This is a genomic window from Tepidibacter mesophilus, from assembly GCF_002724055.1.
Taxonomy (GTDB): domain Bacteria; phylum Bacillota; class Clostridia; order Peptostreptococcales; family Peptostreptococcaceae; genus Tepidibacter_A; species Tepidibacter_A mesophilus.
In genome coordinates, this window is record NZ_BDQY01000007.1 from 1 (window position 1) to 19337 (window position 19337).

Annotated in this window: 18 protein-coding genes; 4 read left to right on the forward strand and 14 right to left on the reverse strand. The window is 29.5% G+C overall.

Features of this window, described 5'->3' with window-relative positions:
- Positions 1-121 precede the first annotated feature (121 nt).
- The gene (locus Tmeso_RS06295) at positions 122-1435 is read left to right on the forward strand and encodes a methyl-accepting chemotaxis protein (RefSeq protein ID WP_099189352.1); all 1314 of its coding nucleotides are present in this window, start codon (positions 122-124) and stop codon (positions 1433-1435) included.
- Positions 1436-1612: 177 nt separating this feature from the next.
- On the opposite strand, the gene Tmeso_RS06300 is transcribed toward Tmeso_RS06295, so the two are convergent.
- The 7 genes from Tmeso_RS06300 to lon all read right to left on the reverse strand — a co-directional run bounded on the left by Tmeso_RS06300 (position 1613) and on the right by lon (position 8636).
- Positions 1613-1831 carry a DUF1450 domain-containing protein gene (locus Tmeso_RS06300; RefSeq protein WP_099189354.1) on the reverse strand — a complete coding sequence of 73 codons (219 nt, stop codon included), beginning with the start codon at positions 1829-1831 and terminating at the stop codon, positions 1613-1615.
- Positions 1832-1845: 14 nt separating this feature from the next.
- The gene (locus Tmeso_RS06305; RefSeq protein ID WP_099189356.1) at positions 1846-3063 is read right to left on the reverse strand and encodes an NAD(P)/FAD-dependent oxidoreductase; all 1218 of its coding nucleotides are present in this window, start codon (positions 3061-3063) and stop codon (positions 1846-1848) included.
- A 75-nt stretch (positions 3064-3138) separates the two neighbouring features.
- On the reverse strand, positions 3139-3696 hold the full coding sequence (locus Tmeso_RS06310) for a hemerythrin domain-containing protein (protein ID WP_099189358.1): 558 nt from the start codon (positions 3694-3696) through the stop codon (positions 3139-3141).
- Between the two features lie 84 nt (positions 3697-3780).
- A complete protein-coding gene (locus tag Tmeso_RS06315; protein ID WP_099189360.1) occupies positions 3781-4089 on the reverse strand; it encodes an ATPase in 309 nt (102 codons plus the stop codon).
- A 129-nt stretch (positions 4090-4218) separates the two neighbouring features.
- Positions 4219-5541, reverse strand: coding sequence for an APC family permease (locus Tmeso_RS06320; protein WP_099189362.1), 1323 nt, complete (start codon positions 5539-5541; stop codon positions 4219-4221).
- Between the two features lie 139 nt (positions 5542-5680).
- Positions 5681-6289, reverse strand: a complete 609-nt coding sequence (gene yihA / locus Tmeso_RS06325; protein ID WP_099189363.1) for a ribosome biogenesis GTP-binding protein YihA/YsxC — start codon at positions 6287-6289, stop codon at positions 5681-5683.
- Position 6290: 1 nt separating this feature from the next.
- A complete protein-coding gene (gene lon / locus Tmeso_RS06330; RefSeq protein WP_099189365.1) occupies positions 6291-8636 on the reverse strand; it encodes an endopeptidase La in 2346 nt (781 codons plus the stop codon).
- 157 nt (positions 8637-8793) lie between these two features.
- On the opposite strand from lon, the gene Tmeso_RS06335 reads away from it, so the two are divergent.
- Both Tmeso_RS06335 and Tmeso_RS06340 read left to right on the forward strand, forming a co-directional pair.
- The gene (locus Tmeso_RS06335) at positions 8794-9309 is read left to right on the forward strand and encodes a chromate transporter (protein ID WP_099189367.1); all 516 of its coding nucleotides are present in this window, start codon (positions 8794-8796) and stop codon (positions 9307-9309) included.
- Entirely contained in the window at positions 9294-9830 is a 537-nt protein-coding gene (locus Tmeso_RS06340; protein WP_242967885.1) for a chromate transporter, read from the forward strand. Before Tmeso_RS06335 ends, Tmeso_RS06340 begins: the two co-directional genes overlap by 16 nt.
- A gap of 11 nt (positions 9831-9841) precedes the next feature.
- On the opposite strand, the gene clpX is transcribed toward Tmeso_RS06340, so the two are convergent.
- The 3 genes from clpX to tig form a co-directional block, all read right to left on the reverse strand.
- On the reverse strand, positions 9842-11098 hold the full coding sequence (gene clpX, locus Tmeso_RS06345) for an ATP-dependent Clp protease ATP-binding subunit ClpX (RefSeq protein ID WP_099189369.1): 1257 nt from the start codon (positions 11096-11098) through the stop codon (positions 9842-9844).
- Between the two features lie 24 nt (positions 11099-11122).
- Positions 11123-11707 carry an ATP-dependent Clp endopeptidase proteolytic subunit ClpP gene (gene clpP / locus Tmeso_RS06350; protein ID WP_099189371.1) on the reverse strand — a complete coding sequence of 195 codons (585 nt, stop codon included), beginning with the start codon at positions 11705-11707 and terminating at the stop codon, positions 11123-11125.
- Positions 11708-11898: 191 nt separating this feature from the next.
- Complete coding sequence (gene tig / locus Tmeso_RS06355) at positions 11899-13185, reverse strand: trigger factor (protein ID WP_099189373.1); 1287 nt, start codon at positions 13183-13185, stop codon at positions 11899-11901.
- A gap of 207 nt (positions 13186-13392) precedes the next feature.
- Here tig and Tmeso_RS06360 point away from each other — a divergent pair, with 207 nt between their 5' ends.
- Complete coding sequence (locus Tmeso_RS06360) at positions 13393-14664, forward strand: ArsB/NhaD family transporter (RefSeq protein ID WP_099189374.1); 1272 nt, start codon at positions 13393-13395, stop codon at positions 14662-14664.
- Between the two features lie 45 nt (positions 14665-14709).
- Here Tmeso_RS06360 and Tmeso_RS06365 read toward each other — a convergent pair whose 3' ends face one another.
- The 4 genes from Tmeso_RS06365 to Tmeso_RS06380 form a co-directional block, all read right to left on the reverse strand.
- The gene (locus tag Tmeso_RS06365) at positions 14710-15246 is read right to left on the reverse strand and encodes a DUF2179 domain-containing protein (protein WP_099189376.1); all 537 of its coding nucleotides are present in this window, start codon (positions 15244-15246) and stop codon (positions 14710-14712) included.
- Positions 15247-15260: 14 nt separating this feature from the next.
- A complete protein-coding gene (locus tag Tmeso_RS06370) occupies positions 15261-15728 on the reverse strand; it encodes a metallophosphoesterase family protein (protein WP_099189378.1) in 468 nt (155 codons plus the stop codon).
- Positions 15729-15730: 2 nt separating this feature from the next.
- Positions 15731-17071, reverse strand: coding sequence for a ribonuclease PH (gene rph, locus Tmeso_RS06375; RefSeq protein ID WP_099189380.1), 1341 nt, complete (start codon positions 17069-17071; stop codon positions 15731-15733).
- A 139-nt stretch (positions 17072-17210) separates the two neighbouring features.
- Positions 17211-19247 carry an N-acetylmuramoyl-L-alanine amidase gene (locus Tmeso_RS06380; protein WP_187296255.1) on the reverse strand — a complete coding sequence of 679 codons (2037 nt, stop codon included), beginning with the start codon at positions 19245-19247 and terminating at the stop codon, positions 17211-17213.
- Positions 19248-19337: the final 90 nt, after the last annotated feature.

A 19337-nucleotide genomic window follows, 5' to 3' on the forward strand; every position in this document is an offset into this window, starting at 1 on the left:
AATGTGCACTATCTGAAAAGCTAACGCTTACAAAAACTCAAATTAACGACTTTTTAGACTATTTTATATCTACACTACCTAGTTTTATCAAGGATAAACTAGCTTTTTTGTAGTGCGAAAGTTGAGTAATAATGAAAATTCTGTGTATAACTTAACAAAAAAAGTTACATATTCAGATAACAGTATAAATAAATTTTCATACTATGCCTATTATGAAGATTGGGATATGTTTATTATGCTAAGTGGAATTGATAACGAATTCAATACCGCTCAAAAGAAAGCTACATATATATTATTTAGTGTAGGATTATTAATACTTATAATATCTTCGGCTATAGTTTATTATATGTCAAAAAAATATACAAAGCCTATTGTAGAAATGGCAAAAGCAATGGAAGAAGTGGAACAAGGGAATTTTGCATTACAAGAAATCCAAACTAAATCAAAAGATGAAATAGGCATACTTGCTAAAGGGTTTAATTCTATGTTGAACAATCTAAAAATACTAACTTTAAGCATAAAGCAATCTGCTTTAAATTTAGATACTGCTCTTATAAATACAACAAATCATGTACAAAGTACAGCTATTTCTTCTCAACAAGTATCACAGGCTATTAATGAAATTGCAGTAGCTAGTCAATCATTAGCAGAAGAAGTAGAAAAGGGAACTTCGGCTATGCATGAAATATCTAGTTCTATGAAAAGTACAAATGATTCTGCAAAAGAGATGATTGAATTATCAAGAAATACAGAAAGTTTTATAAAAAGAGGAGGCAATATTACAAAAGCATTAACTAAAAAATCTATTGAAACAAAGAAAAACTTTAATAACGTTTCAGATAAAATTAAATCATTAGAACAAAAATCATCTAAAATAAATGAAGTCACAGTAATCATTCGTTCTATATCAGAACAAACAAACTTGCTGTCACTGAATGCTGCAATAGAAAGTGCCCGAGCAGGTGAATTAGGACGAGGATTTTCTGTAGTTGCCGAGGAAATCAGAAAATTATCTCATCAATCGGAAGAACAAACAAATGCAATAAGCAAAGTCATTGATGAAATACAAAAAGAAATACAAGAAATATCTAAAAATGTTGAAAATACAAATGAATTAATTGATACACAAACAAAAATAGTAAACAATACAGAAAAGACATTTAAAGATATTGAAAACGTGATGGATAAAATGATTGATAATATCGCTATTGTAACAAGTAAAGTACAAGAAATTGAAAATAATACACAAACAACTTTAAATACAATAGAAAACATATCAGCAACTAGCCAACAAACTTCATCTAGTTCACAAGAAGTAACAGCAGTAACACACCAGCAGGTGTGCAATATAGAAACTATACAAAGTGTAATGTCAGATTTACAGTCATTGTCTAATGATCTAACAAATTCAATTAAAAATTTCAAAACAGAATAATTTTAATTTACATTTTTAACTATTTGACTAAATAAAAAAACTACTATATTTTAAAATTGAGTAGGAGGAAAATAATTATCTTATTTCACCTCCTCTCAAATAAGTTATCCGATATATTTGTTATCTTTATTAATATAATCTAGAGTAGTTACTTTTCTTATTTTTATATCTCTACTTTTAAACTTGTTCTTTAATTTTATTAAACAACTCATCAGGAGTGTCCGCTTGAATAAGTTCATCATTTACTAAAGCAAATGGTCCTACTGCACAATCACCGCAATATCCTAAACAAGATTCTACCTCAACATCAACTCCATTTAATTCATTCTCTATTTTATTGACTACTTCTTCAGTTCCATGACTAAAATTATTCTCACAAAATTTTATTTGTGCCATTATTGTCACCCTTTCTATTTAGATTTTTTTCTTATTATTTCAATAATCTCATCAATAGATATATTCTTAATATCCACACTACTTAAACTTATTTCTTTTTCTATTGCTATCTTTAAAGCTGGAGACTTTCTTATATCCCCAATTACTATCGCTCCTATTATTTTATTATTGTTTATTAAAACCTTTTGATACGTATTATTTTCTAATTCTTCTACTAATATATCCTTTGCCTTATCTTCATCTATTACTCCCATAGAAAATAAGGATAAATTAAATGCATTTAATGTAGTTACAGGTACTATCTGTTGATAAATACTGTTTTTACCAACTATATTATACCCAGCAATTTTTCCTTGCCCTATAGCTATATTCCATAAACCATATACTTCATCATTAAATTCAACAATATCTCCAGAAGCATAAATATCAGTTACACTAGTTTCCATTTTTTCATTTACTATTACACCCTTATTAGTTTTGATTTGTGTATTTTCTAATATATTTATATTTGGTTTTATACCTGTGGAATAAACAACCATATCACAATCAATAGTTTCTCCTTTTGCTGTTATAAATCCACTAATTTTATTATCACCAAGTAACTCTTTAATTTGTGTATTAAGCATAACCTCAATATTATATACTTCCAAAGCATTTTTTAATATTTCAGAAGACTTTTCATCTAATTGCTTAGGCATAAGTCTTGAGAAAATTTCAGCAAGAAAAACTTTCTTACCAAGTTGAGATAAAATCCAAGCAATTTCTAATCCTTGAATTCCTCCTCCTATTATAAGAATTCTATTATTTTTTTTCGCCTCATCCTTTATATTCCATGAATCTTTAAGTGTTCTTAGATTAAAAACACCCTTTTTATCAATTCCTAATATATGTGGTGCAACATTACTTGCTCCATTGGCTAATAATAATTTATTATAATTCATTTTATTTCCATCCGAAAGCTTAACTTCTTTTTTATCTGTATCTATTGAAATAACGGCTATATTTTTGTACAACCTTATATTATTCAAGTCATACCAATCCTTTTTTTGGAGCAATATTTTATCTTCCTCCAATGTGCTTAATAATCCTTTGGATAACCTAACTCTATTATATGGATAGAATGATTCATCTCCAATTAAATGTATCTCAATATTTTGATCTATTTCTCTTATTGATTTAATAGCTGTTATAGCTGCAATACCGCTACCTATAACAAGTATTTTTTCATTCAAATTTTTCACTCCCTCTAGTAAGTAATTAGCTTGTAATTTACTTTTTATAAAGTATTTTTCCCAAAACATATATAATTAATATTTAGATATTTCTTCTAACTCTTCTATTATTTTTAAATATTTTTTTTGAATATATGCATCAGTTGCTATTTTTTCAACCTCTTTACATTTTTCTTCAACTTCTTTTATAGCTTCTTTACTTAGATTTTTTTCTCCAAATTTATATATAGCATTGTCTTCCTTATCAATATGCCTATTTAATAAATCAGCATAAGAAATGGAATTAGCAATTATATCTACCTTTGCATCTTCATCACCGTTTTTAACTTTCTCTAAGGCTGACTCCAAGTTTAATATATAAAGTCTACCCATATCATGTTCTGCAAGCATACCATATATTGGCCCATTTTTTATTTTTTCTCCTAATTCATCTGATATTTTTTTAAAAAGGATTTCTTCCTCTTTATTATGATGATGCTTATCCGCATAATTTTTTACAAAATCGATTATTTTATAAAATACCTCCAATTCAATTTCTTGTTTATTTAAAATTTTAATACACAGCTTTCTTATAACCTTGAGTACCCTTTTAATATTTTTATGTTCTTCCATCATCAATGAAATAGCATCCATTTTAACTCCTCCTTTGAAAATTCTCTTATTTTATAAAAATTAATTATATCTAAATTTTATTTTAGTATACCCAAAATTGTATTATTAAATAGAAGACATTTGCCTTTTTAAATGAGGTGCAGTTCCATCTACCATGGCAACTTTAAGCGCAGGTATAACAAGTCCATCTATAGAATTGTTATCTGATGAGCAATGATGAAATTCAACATCATAACCAAGTTTTATCATTTCATTCCCTATATTTTTCATCATAGAAGATTTACCAACGCCCGGTCCACCTTTTATGCAAAATATATGATTTGCATCAGTTTGCTCAATAATATAATTATAGTAAGAAAAAAAACCATCTGCTGTATTTCCCCCTGGAAACACTCTCTTAATTTTTGATGTCATACTATCGCCTTCTTTCAATTAGTATTCATTCTCATATTTTTAACCTACTCTTATTTTATTAATTTCGCTCCTAATTTGTGCTTGTACTATAACTAAAAAATCCTGTATCAAAAGATACAGGATTTTTGTTTAATCTAAATTAGTAAATTTATTTTTTCTAGCCATATATACAGGTATACCTAAAGCTGTTATACCTATACCTAATACCGCATTCATAGGCTGAGCTATTATAGTATTCAGTATTATATATAATCCTCCTAGTATAGCAATTATCGGTATTATAGGATACATAGGTACCTTGTACGGTCTTTCAATATCAGGTTCTCTTTTTCTAAGAATAAATACTGCTGCAAATACCATAACATAGAACAACCATATTATAAATACTGTTAAATCTATTAACGGGCCAAAGTTTCCAGTCATTATATATAACGAAGAAAAAAGTAACATTAATATAGTTGAATTCAAAGGCATATTTGATTTATTCAATTTAGCTAATATATTACTGAATGGTAATTTATTTTCAACCGCCATTACATAAGGAACCCTTGCTCCTGTTAAAATAAATGCATTCAATGTCCCAAATATAGACACCATTATGCCTGTAGTTATGAATTTTCCTGCATTAGCTCCGAATATAACATTAGCAACCTCATTTGCAGGTGCTTGAGTTGATGCTAATACGTTGGCTGGTAAAACAAGTAAATACGCTATATTTATCAACACATATACACCCATTATTATGAATAATCCTCCGACTATTGCTATAGGTAAATCTTTCTTTGGATTTTTCATCTCACCAGCTATGTTACCTACACTTATCCATCCATCATAAGCAAACATTATAGCCGCTAGTGCTGAACCAAGTGCTGTTACTAATGGCTTAGATTCTGGAATTACTGGTAAAAGTCTTACTACACCACCATCACCTTTTATAAATCCTACAATTATAATTGCAAACAATGGTATTAATTTCCCTATAGTTGCTAGTGTTTGAATAGTTCCACCTGTCTTTGATCCAAGAGAGTTCATAATAGTCAAAAAAGCTACAACACCTATAGCTACTGGTATTAGCATGTCCTTACTAAGTTCTAATAAAGACATTACTTGTATTGAAAACATCATTGCAAGTGCAGCCATTATAGCTGGTATATATACTAAAGTTTGAGCCCATCCTAAAAGATAACCCCATATATCTCCGTATACCTCCTTTAAATACGTTACCATACCTCCAGTCTTAGGTATTATTGTAGATATTTCTGCTGTTGTAAGTCCTGCTGCAATAGATATAAATCCTCCAAGTATCCATGCTATTATTCCAAGTCCTGGTGTTGTTGTAGCCGTAAAAACTTGCGTTGGCATAAAAAATACTCCAGAACCCATTACCATACCTACTACTATAGATAAAGCCGACACTAGACCTATGCTCTTTCTAAGTTGATTATGCTGCATATGACCCTCCTTTTCACACTTTAAATATTTAATTCCGACAAATAATTTAGAAATTATTGTACCACAGACAACAAACTAATACAAGAATTAATTATATTTAATCTTTTAGTAAAAAAATAAGACCTTGGAATCCAAGGTCTTAATCTAAAGTTATTTCATATCCATGTTCATTGTAAGTATTAGTAATATCATCCCACAAAATATCAAATCCTGTCTTTTTAAGTGAAGATACAGGTATTATTTTTTCATCTTGAAGTCCCAATTTTTTTCTTATAACACTCATATGTTTTTGATACTTACCTCTAGCTATCTTATCAGCCTTAGTAGCCACTACAGTACACTCATAGCCAAAATATTTTACCCAATCATACATAGCCTTATCATCATTAGTAGGTTCATGTCTTATATCTACAAGAAGATATATACGGCAAAGTTCATCTCTGCCTGTTAAATATCTTTCCATTATTTTTCCCCAAGTAGCCTTTTCAGTTTTTGAAACCTTTGCATATCCGTATCCAGGCAAATCCACAAAGAAAAACTCTTCATTTATTAAATAAAAATTTATAGTTCTTGTTTTTCCTGGAGTTTGACTTACTCTTGCAAAATTTCTTCTGTTTAAAAGTGAATTTATGCTAGAAGACTTCCCTACATTAGACCTTCCTACAAATGCTACTTCTGGAATTCCTTCTGCTGGATACTGATCTCTATTTACTGCACTCATCACTATCTCTGATGATCTTATTTTCAAACTATTCACCGTCCTTAATTAAAGCATGTTCTAATACTTCATCCATGCTCTTTACAAATACAAACTCTATCTTCTTCTTTACATTGTCTGGTATATCATCCATATCTTTTTTATTATCTATTGGTAATAATATTTTTTTAATCCCCGCTCTATTAGCTGCAAGTACTTTTTCTTTTATTCCACCAACAGGAAGTACTCTACCTCTTAAAGTTATTTCTCCGGTCATGGCTACAAGATTATTTACAGGAATATTAGATAGAGCGGATATAGCCGCAGTTGCCATAGTTATTCCAGCAGATGGTCCATCTTTAGGGATAGCCCCTTCTGGTATATGAATATGAATATCCTGCTCTTTATAGAAATTTTCATCTATATTAAACTCATCATATTTTGATCTTATATAAGATATTCCCGTTCTTGCAGATTCCTTCATAACATCTCCAAGTTGACCTGTTAAAACAAGTTGTCCTTTTCCTTTCATAGGAGTTACCTCAATAGATAAAGTGTCTCCTCCAACACTTGTCCAAGCAAGACCCCTAACTATTCCAACTTCAGGATTCTCCTTTATCGGTTCATAGCTATATATCTTCTTTCCTAAATACTTTTCTAAGTTATTTTTATTTATTCTAAGACTCTTTAATTCTCTATTCTCTACATATCTCTTAGCTGCTTTTCTACAAACCTTACCTATAGTTCTTTCAAGATTTCTAACTCCAGATTCTCTAGTGTAATAAGTTATTATATCTTTTATAGTTTCATCTGATACTTTTAAGAATCCTTCTTCTAAGCCGTGCTCCTTTATCTGCTTTGGAAGTAGGTACTTTTTAGATATTTTAAGTTTTTCTTCTTCTGTATATCCAGATACCTGTATAACTTCCATTCTATCAAGTAGAGGTCTAGGTATTGTATTTAAACTGTTAGCAGTAGTTATAAATAAAACTCTTGATAAATCAAACGGTATCTCTAAATAGTGATCTACAAATTCTTTGTTTTGCTCAGGATCTAATGTCTCAAGCATAGCTGAAGCTGGGTCCCCTCTAAAATCTGACGCCATTTTATCTATTTCATCGAATAAAAATACAGGATTTTTGGTTTTTGCTTCCTTCATAGCATTTATTATTCTTCCAGGTATAGCTCCAACATAAGTTCTTCTGTGTCCCCTTATCTCCGACTCGTCTCTTACTCCACCTAAAGAGACCCTTACAAATTTTCTATTTAAAGATTTTGCTATTGACTTTGCTATTGATGTTTTACCAACTCCAGGAGGCCCAACAAGGCATACTATAGGTCCTTTCATAGAATTAGATAGTGTTCTTATAGCTAAATATTCAAGAATTCTCTCTTTAACCTTATCTAGTCCATAGTGATCTTCATCAAGTATTTTTGCAGACTCTTTTAAATCCATTTTATCCTTACTTTCTTTGTTCCAAGGAAGAGCAAAGATTGTGTCAAGATAGTTTCTAATAACACCAGACTCTGCTGATGATGAACTCATCTTAGACAATCGATTTATTTCTTTTGATATCTTTTCTTTTATCTCTTTTTTTACTTTGATATTTTTTAATTGTTTATTATATTCTTCTATATCATCCGTTGTTTCTTCATCTTCTCCAAGTTCCTTATGAATAGCTTTTAATTGCTCTTTTAAGTAGTATTCTTTCTGAACTCTATTGACCTGTTTTTTGACTCTTAAACTTATTTTTTTCTCTATTTTAAGTATATCAAGTTCCTCTAGAAGAATTTTATATACCTTCTCCAATCTTTCTTTAGGATCAAATATTTCAAGTAGTTCCTGCTTTTGCATAGGCTTTAAGAACATATTAGATGCTATAGTATCTACATATCTGCTAGGCTCATCTATATCTGATAAGGTAAGCAATATTTCTGGAGATATTCTATTACTTATATTTATATATTCTTCAAAAGAGTCGAATACATTTCTAATCAAAGCTTCTACTTCTTTATCTTCTTTTAACAATTCTTCATTGTATACAATTTCTTCCAAAGTCGCACTAAAGCCTTTTTCATCATCCGCTATTTCTTTTATCTTTGCTCTTGATATACCTTCTACAAGGACTCTTACAGTCTCTCCTGGTAGCTTTAGCATCTGTTTTATCTTACATATAGTTCCTATATGATAAAAATCATCAGGTGTAGGAACATCAATTTCAGCTTCTTTTTGAGAAGTCAAAAATATAAGCTGCTCATCCACCATAGCTTCTTCTAATGCATTTATAGATTTTTCTCTACCAACATCAAAATGTAAAACCATATATGGGAATACCGCCAACCCCCTAAGAGGGATTACAGGTAATTTATGCTCTTTCATACTATAATTTTGCTCCATATCATCACTCCTTTATATAAATATATACCCAATTTGTAATAAATACTATACTATTATATATTTACCATAATCTTTTTTCAATATAATCTATTTTATATAAATTTATTTATGGTTTAGTGTTATAATATTTTACATAATACTATCTTTGGAGGTATATATGCTTAAATTATTTTTAATATTTTTTAAAATAGGTTTAGTTACATTCGGTGGCGGATATGCAATGATTCCCTTGATAGAAAAGGAGCTTGTCCTTAAACAAAAGCTAGTATCTGAAGATGAATTTTTAGATTATGTATCTGTTGCTCAAAGTTTTCCAGGTGCAATAGCTGTCAACATTTCTCTATTACTAGGATTTAGATTTAATAAATTTTTAGGAAGTATAGTGTGTGTTTTAGGTACAATACTACCTTCTTTTATCTCAATATTAATACTTTCTTATTTATACAATAAAAATAATACTTCACCTTATCTAAATGGATTTTTCTTGGGTGTAAGACCAGTAGTTGCTTCGTTATTATTGTATTCTTTCTTTAGATTATCTAAAAAGGTAGAAAAAAATACATTAAATATATTATTTTTAATAATATCTTTTGTATTAGTAACTTTTTTTAACGTTAACCCTATTTATATAATTATAATTGGAGGTATTTTAGGATTATGGGTAAATTGTTAGAGTTATTTGAAATTTTCATAGCATTCTTTAAAATAGGAGCATTCAGCTTCGGTGGTGGTTATGCTATGCTTCCATTTATAGAAAAAGAAATAGTCAACAGTAATCGCTGGCTATCTTCCAAGGAATTTTTAGATGTACTAGCTATATCTCAGGTATCGCCGGGACCAATTGCTATAAATTCAGCAACATTTATAGGATATAAATATCAGTTTATATTAGGATCTATTTTTGCAACACTAGGAGTTATAGGATTTTCTATAATAATCATTAATTTAGTCTCACCATCACTTGAAAAATATAAGAATAACAAAAGTATAGCTAGTTTATTTAAAAGTTTAAGGCCTATAACAATAGGCTTTATATTATCTGCATTTTATTCTACATATGAAAAAAGTGTATCTGATTTATTTTCTGTATGTATCTTCTTTTTTTCATTCATACTTCTTCATTCAAAGAAAATACATCCTCTATTTATAATTTTATTTTCAGGACTTATTGGAGTAATTTTAAAAGGGGCATAAGCCCCTTTTATTTACGCACTCTCTTCAGGTTTTTCACCAGATTTATATATAACTACAGGTTCTTTATTATCAGCAATAGTCTCTTTAGTCACAATAACCTTTTCTATATCATCTCTTGATGGTATTTCAAACATAATATCCATCATAGCTTTCTCTAGTATGCTTCTAAGTCCTCTTGCTCCTGTTTTTCTTTCAATAGCTTTTTTAGCTATTTCAATTAATGCATCTTTATCAAATTCAAGTTCAACCTTATCCATTTGGAATAATTTTGAATACTGCTTTGTTAAAGCATTTTTAGGCTCTTTAAGTATTTGAATAAGAGCATCTTCGTCTAATAAATCTAGAGTTACAACTACAGGAACTCTACCTATAAACTCAGGTATTAAGCCAAATTTAAGTAAATCTTCTGGCTCAGATTTTTTGTATATCTTGCCTAGATCCATCTCTTTTTTACTTTCAATTTTTGCTCCAAAACCTAGAGTTTTCTGTCCTATTCTCTTGTTTATAATCTTATCTATTCCATCAAAAGCTCCCCCTACTATAAATAATATATTAGTAGTGTCTATTTGTAAGAATTCTTGATGAGGATGCTTTCTTCCACCTTGTGGAGGAACGTTAGCCGTAGTTCCTTCCAATATTTTAAGAAGTGCTTGTTGTACTCCTTCTCCGCTAACATCTCTTGTTATAGATGGATTTTCTGATTTTCTTGCTATCTTATCTATCTCATCTATATATATAATTCCTTTTTCCGCTTTTTCTATATCGTAATCAGCTGCTTGAATTAATTTAAGAAGTATATTTTCTACATCTTCTCCTACATAACCCGCCTCTGTTAAAGATGTAGCATCTACCATCGCAAACGGAACATTAAGTATTTTGGCTAGAGTTTGAGCAAGAAGCGTTTTACCAGAACCAGTTGGTCCCAGCATCATTATATTACTTTTTTGAATCTCAACATCTTTACCATTTTTATTTCCTGAATATATCCTTTTATAGTGATTGTATACCGCAACAGCTAAAGATTTTTTAGCTTCATCTTGGCCTATAACATACTCAGCTAAAATATCCTTTATTTCTTTAGGTTTTGGTAACTCAGATATATCATTTTCAATACTTTCTTGGAATTCCTCTTTTATTATTTCTTCACAAAGCTCTACACACTCATCACAAATGTATACGTTAGGACCGGCTATAAGTCTTTTAACTTGCTCCTGATTTTTTCCACAAAAAGAACATTTTAGATGTTTCTTATCTTCGTATTTTGACATTTTAACACCTCTCTTCAATTTAAGCTAAGGTCTTTTGCTTATAACCTCATCAATTATTCCATAATCTTTAGCTTGCTCTGCTTCCATGAAATAATCTCTTTCTGTATCTTGCTTTATTCTATCAAGTGGCTGTCCAGTTCTTTCAGCCATTATTTGATTTAATTTTTCTTTCATTTTAACTATTCTTTGTGCATGTATTTCAATATCAGTTGCTTGACCTCTTGTTCCTCCAAGTGGCTGATGTATCATAATTTCTGCATTAGGAAGTGCAAATCTCTTTCCCTTTGCTCCTGCATTAAGTAAGAAAGCTCCCATCGAAGCTGCCATACCTATACAAATAGTACTTACATCTGGTTTTATGTACTGCATAGTATCATAAATTGCCATACCTGATGTTATGCTTCCTCCTGGTGAATTTATATATAAATATATATCTTTATCAGGGTCTTCTGATTCTAAAAACAGAAGTTGCGCAACTATCAAGCTAGCTGTAGTGTCATTCACTTCATCGCCTAAGAATATTATTCTATCTTTTAATAATCTAGAATATATATCGTAAGATCTTTCTCCTCTTCCTGTTTGTTCTACTACCATAGGTACTAAAGCCATATATTACCCCTCCTTTTTATCTGAACGCTAAAAGTTCTAAAACTCCATCCTCGATAAGGTTGGAGTTAAGAACTTACCAGCTTCTGGATTGTTTCAACTAAAAAATTCAGCTAAAATAAAACCTTTATCTGAATTAAGTTTCACTGTATCTATATATAGATACAGTAGCCCTTTTAAGGGCTACTGTCAAATTAGTTTATTTTAGCGCTATCTACTAATAAGTCTATAGTTTTCTTAACTATTACATTTTCTTTGAAGTAATCCATATCTTGCTCTCTAAGTGTTTCTTTAAACTTATCTACTTCCATTTTGTACATAGATGCCATTTGAGCTATCTCATTATTTAATTCTTCATCAGAAACTTCAATTCCTTCTTTTTCTGATATAGCTTCAAGAACTAAAGAAGTCTTAACTCTATTTTGAGCATCTTCTCTCATTTGAGCTTTTAAATCTTCTATCTTCATTCCAGTAAATTTAATGTAATTTTCAAGGTTTAATCCTTGCATTTGTAGTTGCTGATCAAAATCTCTTAACATATTATTTACTTGATTATCAACCATAGCTTCTGGGATATCTATTTCAGCCATCTCAGCAGCCTTTTCTACAGCTTTATTTCTTAATTCAGCTTCTTCACTTTTCTTAGCGTTTTCTTCTAATTTAGCCTTTACGTCATTTTTAAGTTCTTCTAATGTATCAAATTCACTTACATCTTTAGCAAATTCATCATCAAGTACTGGCATTTCTTTAACTTTTATTTCTTTTACATTAACTACAAATACGGCTTCTTTTCCAGCTAAGTTTTCTGCATGATACTCTTGTGGGAAAGTTACATTTACTTTTACTTCTTCTCCTACGTTAGCTCCAACTAATTGCTCTTCAAATCCTGGTATGAAAGATCCTGAACCTATAACTAGGTTATGATTTTCTCCTTTTCCACCAGCAAAAGCCTCTCCATCTACAAATCCTTCAAAGTCTATTACAGCTGTATCATCATTTTGAACAGCTCTATCTTCTACATTTACTAATCTTGAATTTTGGTTTCTCATTTCTTCAAGTTTAGCATCTATATCTTCTTCCTTTACAGTATATTCAATTTTATTAACTTCTATACCTTTATATTCTCCTAATTTAACCTCTGGCTTAACTGTAACTTTAGCTATTAAAACAAGGTCCTTATCTTCACCTATTTCTTCTACATCAAGCTCTGGTCTGTCTACAGGATCTAACTTAAGATCTTCTATAGCTTTTGAGTAAGCTTCTGGGAATACTATGTTTATAGCTTCATCAAAAAATACTCCTTTTCCATATTGAGCTTCTATTAACTTTTTAGGAGCCTTTCCTTTTCTGAATCCAGCAACATTAAATCTTCCTTTTAATTTATCGTAAGCTTTATCATTTGCTTTTTTAAATTCGTCTTTTCCTATAGTTATTTTTAATGTAACTTCGTTTTGTTCTTTCTTTATTAATTCTGCGTTCATTTTATAATCCTCCTATGTAACTTTCTTTATTTTCTTTAATAACCCCTTTATTATAACATATAATAATTTTTATTTACAAGAGACTTGATTTGATGAATTACCAAAAATAAGTTTTTTTCAGACATTTACTTTTTTTAAAAATTTTCATATAATTGTATTAAAGTAAATATATTAACTATTTTAAAATCAGAAGGGGATGGATACTAAATGGATACACAAACGCTAATAGCTTTGGTAATATTTATAAGCACTTATGCATTTATAGTTTCTGAAAAAATCGATAGAACAGCTATATCTTTTCTTGGAGCTTCATGCCTTATCCTATTTGGTGTATTAAATGAAGAAGAAGCAATTCATTTCATAGACTTTAATACTATAGGACTTTTAGTGGGTATGATGATTATTGTAAATATACTCAAAACAACAGGTCTATTTCAGTATATAGCTATTAAGTCAGCTAAAATTTCAAAAGGCGAGCCTCTCATTATAATGATTGTATTTTGTTTTGTAACAGCAGTTTTATCAGCCTTTTTAGACAATGTTACCACAGTACTATTAATAGCACCAGTCACATTAGTTATAACTGATACACTTAATCTTAATCCTATTCCTTTTTTAGTTCCTCAAATAATCGCTTCTAATATAGGCGGTACAGCTACATTAGTAGGTGATCCTCCTAATATAATGATTGGTAGTGCAGCAAACATTGGTTTTTTAGATTTTATATTAAATACAGGTCCAATTGCTTTTATTATATTAATTATTACCCTATTTTTATTTAATATAATCTATAAAAAACAATTAATAGTTTCTGATGATGTTAAGAAAAAAATATTTAAATTCGATGAGAAATTGGCTATAACAAATAAGAACCTTTTAATAAAATGTCTATCTATATTATCTTTAGTTATGATAGGTCTTATGACACACCAATATTTCGGACTTGAATCTTCATCAATCGCTTTAATAGGAGCATCCATTATGCTTATAGTAAGTAAAGCCAATGTTGAAGAAACTCTTCATTCAATCGAATGGACAACAATATTTTTCTTTATGTTTTTATTCATATTAGTTGGGGGACTTGAGAAAGTTGGAATAATAGATGAAATCGCTAAGGTTATAGTTTCTTTTTCAAAAGATAATTTACCTCTTGCTACAATACTTCTTCTTTGGGCTGCTGCTATATTATCTTCATTCCTTGATAATATACCATTTGTAGCAACTATGATACCACTTATAACAAAGATTTCTTTGTTGTCTAATATGAATGTAATGCCTCTTTGGTGGGCACTATCTCTTGGAGCTTGTCTTGGAGGAAACGGTTCTTTAATAGGGGCTTCTGCAAACGTAATAGTTGCTGGAATTCTTAAGAAAAATAATCATGAAGTATCTTTTATTGAATATATGAAAATAGGATTTCCAATGATGATAGTATCTATTATACTTAGTACAATATATCTGTTACTATTTTATGTTTAGATTCTATAGATTCCTCTTAAATAAAAAAGAAATAAGCCATAAAGCTTATTTCTTTTTAAGTCCTATTCCCTGTCTTTTTCTAAAATATCCACCCTTTATATTTCTAGCATCCATTATTGTTATGAATGCATCTTTGTCGTAATTATCTACACAAACTTCAAAATTTCGAATATCTTTTCTATTTAAAACTACATTCAAAATACTTATTCTACCTTCTTTACCATGGCCTTCTGTAACCGTTACTCCAAAGTTCTTTTCCCTAAGATAAGAAGAGAATTTTTCTATATCTTTTTTAGTTATAATTTGAGCTATAAGTGTTCCTATAGCCATTTTTTCTTCTATTAATATACCTACATAATTACCAGTAGCAAATCCCGATGCATAAAAGAAAACATTTAGCATGTTATCCATACCACTTAAAACCTTATTTATAGCAAGTATATATATTATTATTTCTACAAAGCCTATCATAGCAGCTTGTAATTTTCTACCTCTTACTACCATTATAGTTCTTATTGTAGACATAGATACGTCCGTACATCTAGCTATAAATATAAAAAGATAACCTAACGCTAATTCCAATTCGAACCCCTCCCTTATAAAATGATATCTTGAACATTCACTTCATCGCCTATGTTAATAATAACAAATTGTCTATCACTATTTCCTCTTGGAAGAGCTGTACTTCCAGGATTTAAAAACAGTATATTATCTTCTTTATAATTTAAAGGTATATGAGAATGTCCAAATATAACTATATCTACATTTAATTCTAAAGCTCTTCGTTTTATACTTCTCAATGAGTATTTTATATCGTATTTGTGCCCATGGCATAAAAAGATTCTATATCCTTTAACATCAAATACAATCTCATCTTCAACATTTTCAAAATCACAGTTTCCTCTTATCCCAATAGTGTCTACACCAGTGATTTTATTAATATACTTAGAGTCTTGAAAATTATCTCCAGTATGAAGTATTAACTCACATTCTTTCAAATAATCTATAGCTTTATCTATATATTTATAGTTTCTATGTGTATCTCCTATTACACCTAATTTCATTTTTATTTTAACCTCTTTCCAAATTCTTCTTTCATCTTTTCTAATGCATTGGCTCTGTGACTTATAGTATTCTTTATATCTGCTGGTAATTCTCCAAAAGCTTTATCATATCTATTAACTATAAACAAAGGATCATAACCAAATCCATTATTTCCTTTTCCTTCAAATCCTATTTTACCCTCACATGTCCCTCTTACAGTAAACTCATCTCCACTTGGAAATACAACAGCTATAGATGATACGAATCTAGCTGTTCTCTCACTCATATTTACATTCATCATCATTTTCAATAGTTTCTCGTTGTTATCATTATCAGTAGCATTTTCTCCTGCAAATCTAGAAGAGTATATTCCAGGTTTTCCTCCAATAGCATCTACCATAAGACCAGAGTCATCGGCAATAGCTATTTTTCCTGTTCTTTTAGCTACTTCTCTCGCTTTAATAAGGGCATTTTCTTCAAATGTAGTTCCATTTTCCTCTATTTCAAGTCCAGCAAGACCTACACTCTTCATAGAAAGTATCTTAACTTTAAATCCCTTTAATATCTTACCTATTTCCTCTAGCTTATGAGCATTAGATGTAGCTATAACAACATCAGTTTTATCTCCAAGTATTAACTTAGTTATATCTCCTAAAGCATTCTTTTGTTCTTGTATCAAAATTCTATTCCCTATTTCTCCAAGCTCTAAAAGTTCATTAAATTGGTGTTTCTTAAAAGGAAATCCTTCTGCCGTTCCTTGAACCTCAACAAATTCATCTTTATCCGTCATTACTATATTCATATCAACCTGAGCTTGTGAATCTTCTTCATAACATAAATCTAATATATTTTCTCCATTGTATATTCCAACACTTATAGCAGAAACAAATGATTTTACAGGAATCTTTTTTATCTTCTTATCTACATAAAGCTTGTATATTGCATCTATCATTGCTACAAAAGAACCAGTTATAGACGCTGTTCTAGTTCCCCCATCAGCTTGAATAACATCACAATCAATCCATATAGTTCTTTCACCTATTCCTTTTAAGTCTATTACAGATCTTAAAGTTCTTCCTATAAGTCTTTGAATTTCCTGAGTTCTTCCATCAACCTTGCCTCTTGATGATTCTCTTATTTTTCTTTGATGTGTAGATCTTGGAAGCATAGAATACTCAGCAGTTATCCATCCACTTCCAGTATTTTTTAAAAACGGAGGAACCTTATCCTCAATAGACGCATTACATAAAACCTTAGTTTCTCCCATTTCTATAAGAACAGAACCTTCTGCATACTTTGTATAATTTTTAGTTATCTTTATATCTCTAAGTTGATTATTTTTTCTTCCATCGATTCTATTCAATTAAACCACCCTTTCGTTTTCAATTAACACTTTAATATTATACAACAATAACCATATTATTAATACACGTTTATTGGGAATTATTGAAATTCACCCAAATTGAAATTTACATAATTATTAGTATATAAAAAGGAACAGCTTATTGCTGCCCCTCAATATATTTTTGTAATCCTTTGTATATTCCATCTACTAATTTCTCTTGATACTCTTGTGATTTCATAAGTTTTAACTCATTAGAATTTGTTAAAAATCCACATTCTACTAAAACAGAAGGCATTTCCGTATATTTAATTACAACCAAATTAGGTCTTTTAACTATTTTTCTATCAACTGCACCAGTTTGATTTATAAGTTCTTCATGCATTATCTTAGCTAAAGCTTCATTATCCCTTCCATTTGCATATTCTCCGTCATTAGGATAATAAAGAGTTTGTATGCCATGAATATCACTTTTACTAACAGCATTTATATGTATACTTATAAATAAATCTGCATCACTCTTATTTGCCATACTTGTTCTTTCTTTTAGCTCAGGATATGTATCACCAGTTCTAGTCATAATAGTATCATACCCATTTTTAATAAGTTTTTCATTTAATAATTTAGATATTTCAAGAGTCAAATCCTTCTCTCTCGTCTTATCTATAGGCGATACAGCCCCAGGATCTTTTCCTCCGTGACCAGCATCTATTGCTATTAAATATTTTCCTTTTCGCTGACTTTCTTCTTCATTATAAAGCTTAATTTGCACACTTTTATTATCTTCATTTAAAACTTTATACATAACATTATCTTTTAAATATATATTTATTCTCGTATAGTCACTCTTTTCTTCTACATCTATGTTTTTGACAAAATAATCATCCACTTTTATTTCTTCGTCTTTTAAGTTTACATATTTATTGTCTATATTTATTTTTATTTTATTTTCCCACTCATCATACTCAATACTATTATTTTGTGAATCTGAGCTAGTTTCACTATCTACTATTTTTTTTGTAACTTCAAATATAGAATTTTTACTATTAAAATCATATTTAATTGCTTCATTATCTATCTTTATATCTAAAAAGTCAAAGAGTACTTTTATATCATTTTGATTTTCTGTGATTTTTATATTATTTCTATCTATTCCTTCTTTTAAAGTAAGTACCACCCTTGTCCTATGCTCATCTTCATAATAGTATGCTTTATAACTTTTTACATATTTTTGATTAATTTCTTTATCTTCACTCTGATTGTCTCCATATATCTTAGTATTATATAAATCAAGCACTAATCTATTAGGTCCTTCCAGATAAAAACTCTTATATGTACTTTTTAAATCTCTATTTACTATAAATTCTTCTTTACTATTTTTTTCAAACTTAAATTTAGCGTAATTATCTTTTATTTTAAACTTAATAGTTATTACATTCTTATCTTGAGTTATATTGTATTCGTTCATATAATTAAGATCCACTACAACTCTTGATGCCATTGGATTCTCAGTAAACTGGGATACTCTTATATTCTTTATCATAGGCCCATTAACTGTATAATCATCCTTTGGAGTATTCATTTTAGAGTTTTGTAAGTCTATTATAAGTCTATCTGGATTAACAAGAGTCATATGTTTATATGTAGTAATATCACTAAGCTTTATTTTAACTTCATCTAAACTGTATTCTATATTCTCAACCTTTACATAATCATTTTTATTTTTAAGAACAACAACTCTATTAGCAGAGTCCCAATCTACATCAACACCTAACTGCTCTGATACAAACCTTACAGGCACCATAGTTCTATCACTTATAAGCTTTGCAGGAACTTTATCGGGAAGAATATACTCCTTTTCATTTACATATGCCTTATAACTGTCTATTTTTAAAACTATTTCCTTATCATCTTTTTGTATATGTACTTTATATTCTTTAGAATCCCAACTTACCTTTGCACCTAAATTTTCAGATATCAACCTTACAGGAACTAAAGTTCTATCGTTTAATATAACTGGAGGAACATCGCCTTCAAGATAATTCCCATCAAGCTTGACTTTGGTAATAGGTATTTTCACATTCTTCCCATCTAAAATAAAGCTTCCTTCCAAAACACTTTCATTTGCATATCCCAAATTAGCCAATAAACAAAATATAATTAAAAATAAACTAAACACACTACCAAGTCTTTTCACTAAACTTCCCCCCAACATCTTATCTTACTATTTAAGAATATCATTTAAAATTTTACAATGTCAACTTTGATAAGACTTTGTAATTTAAAT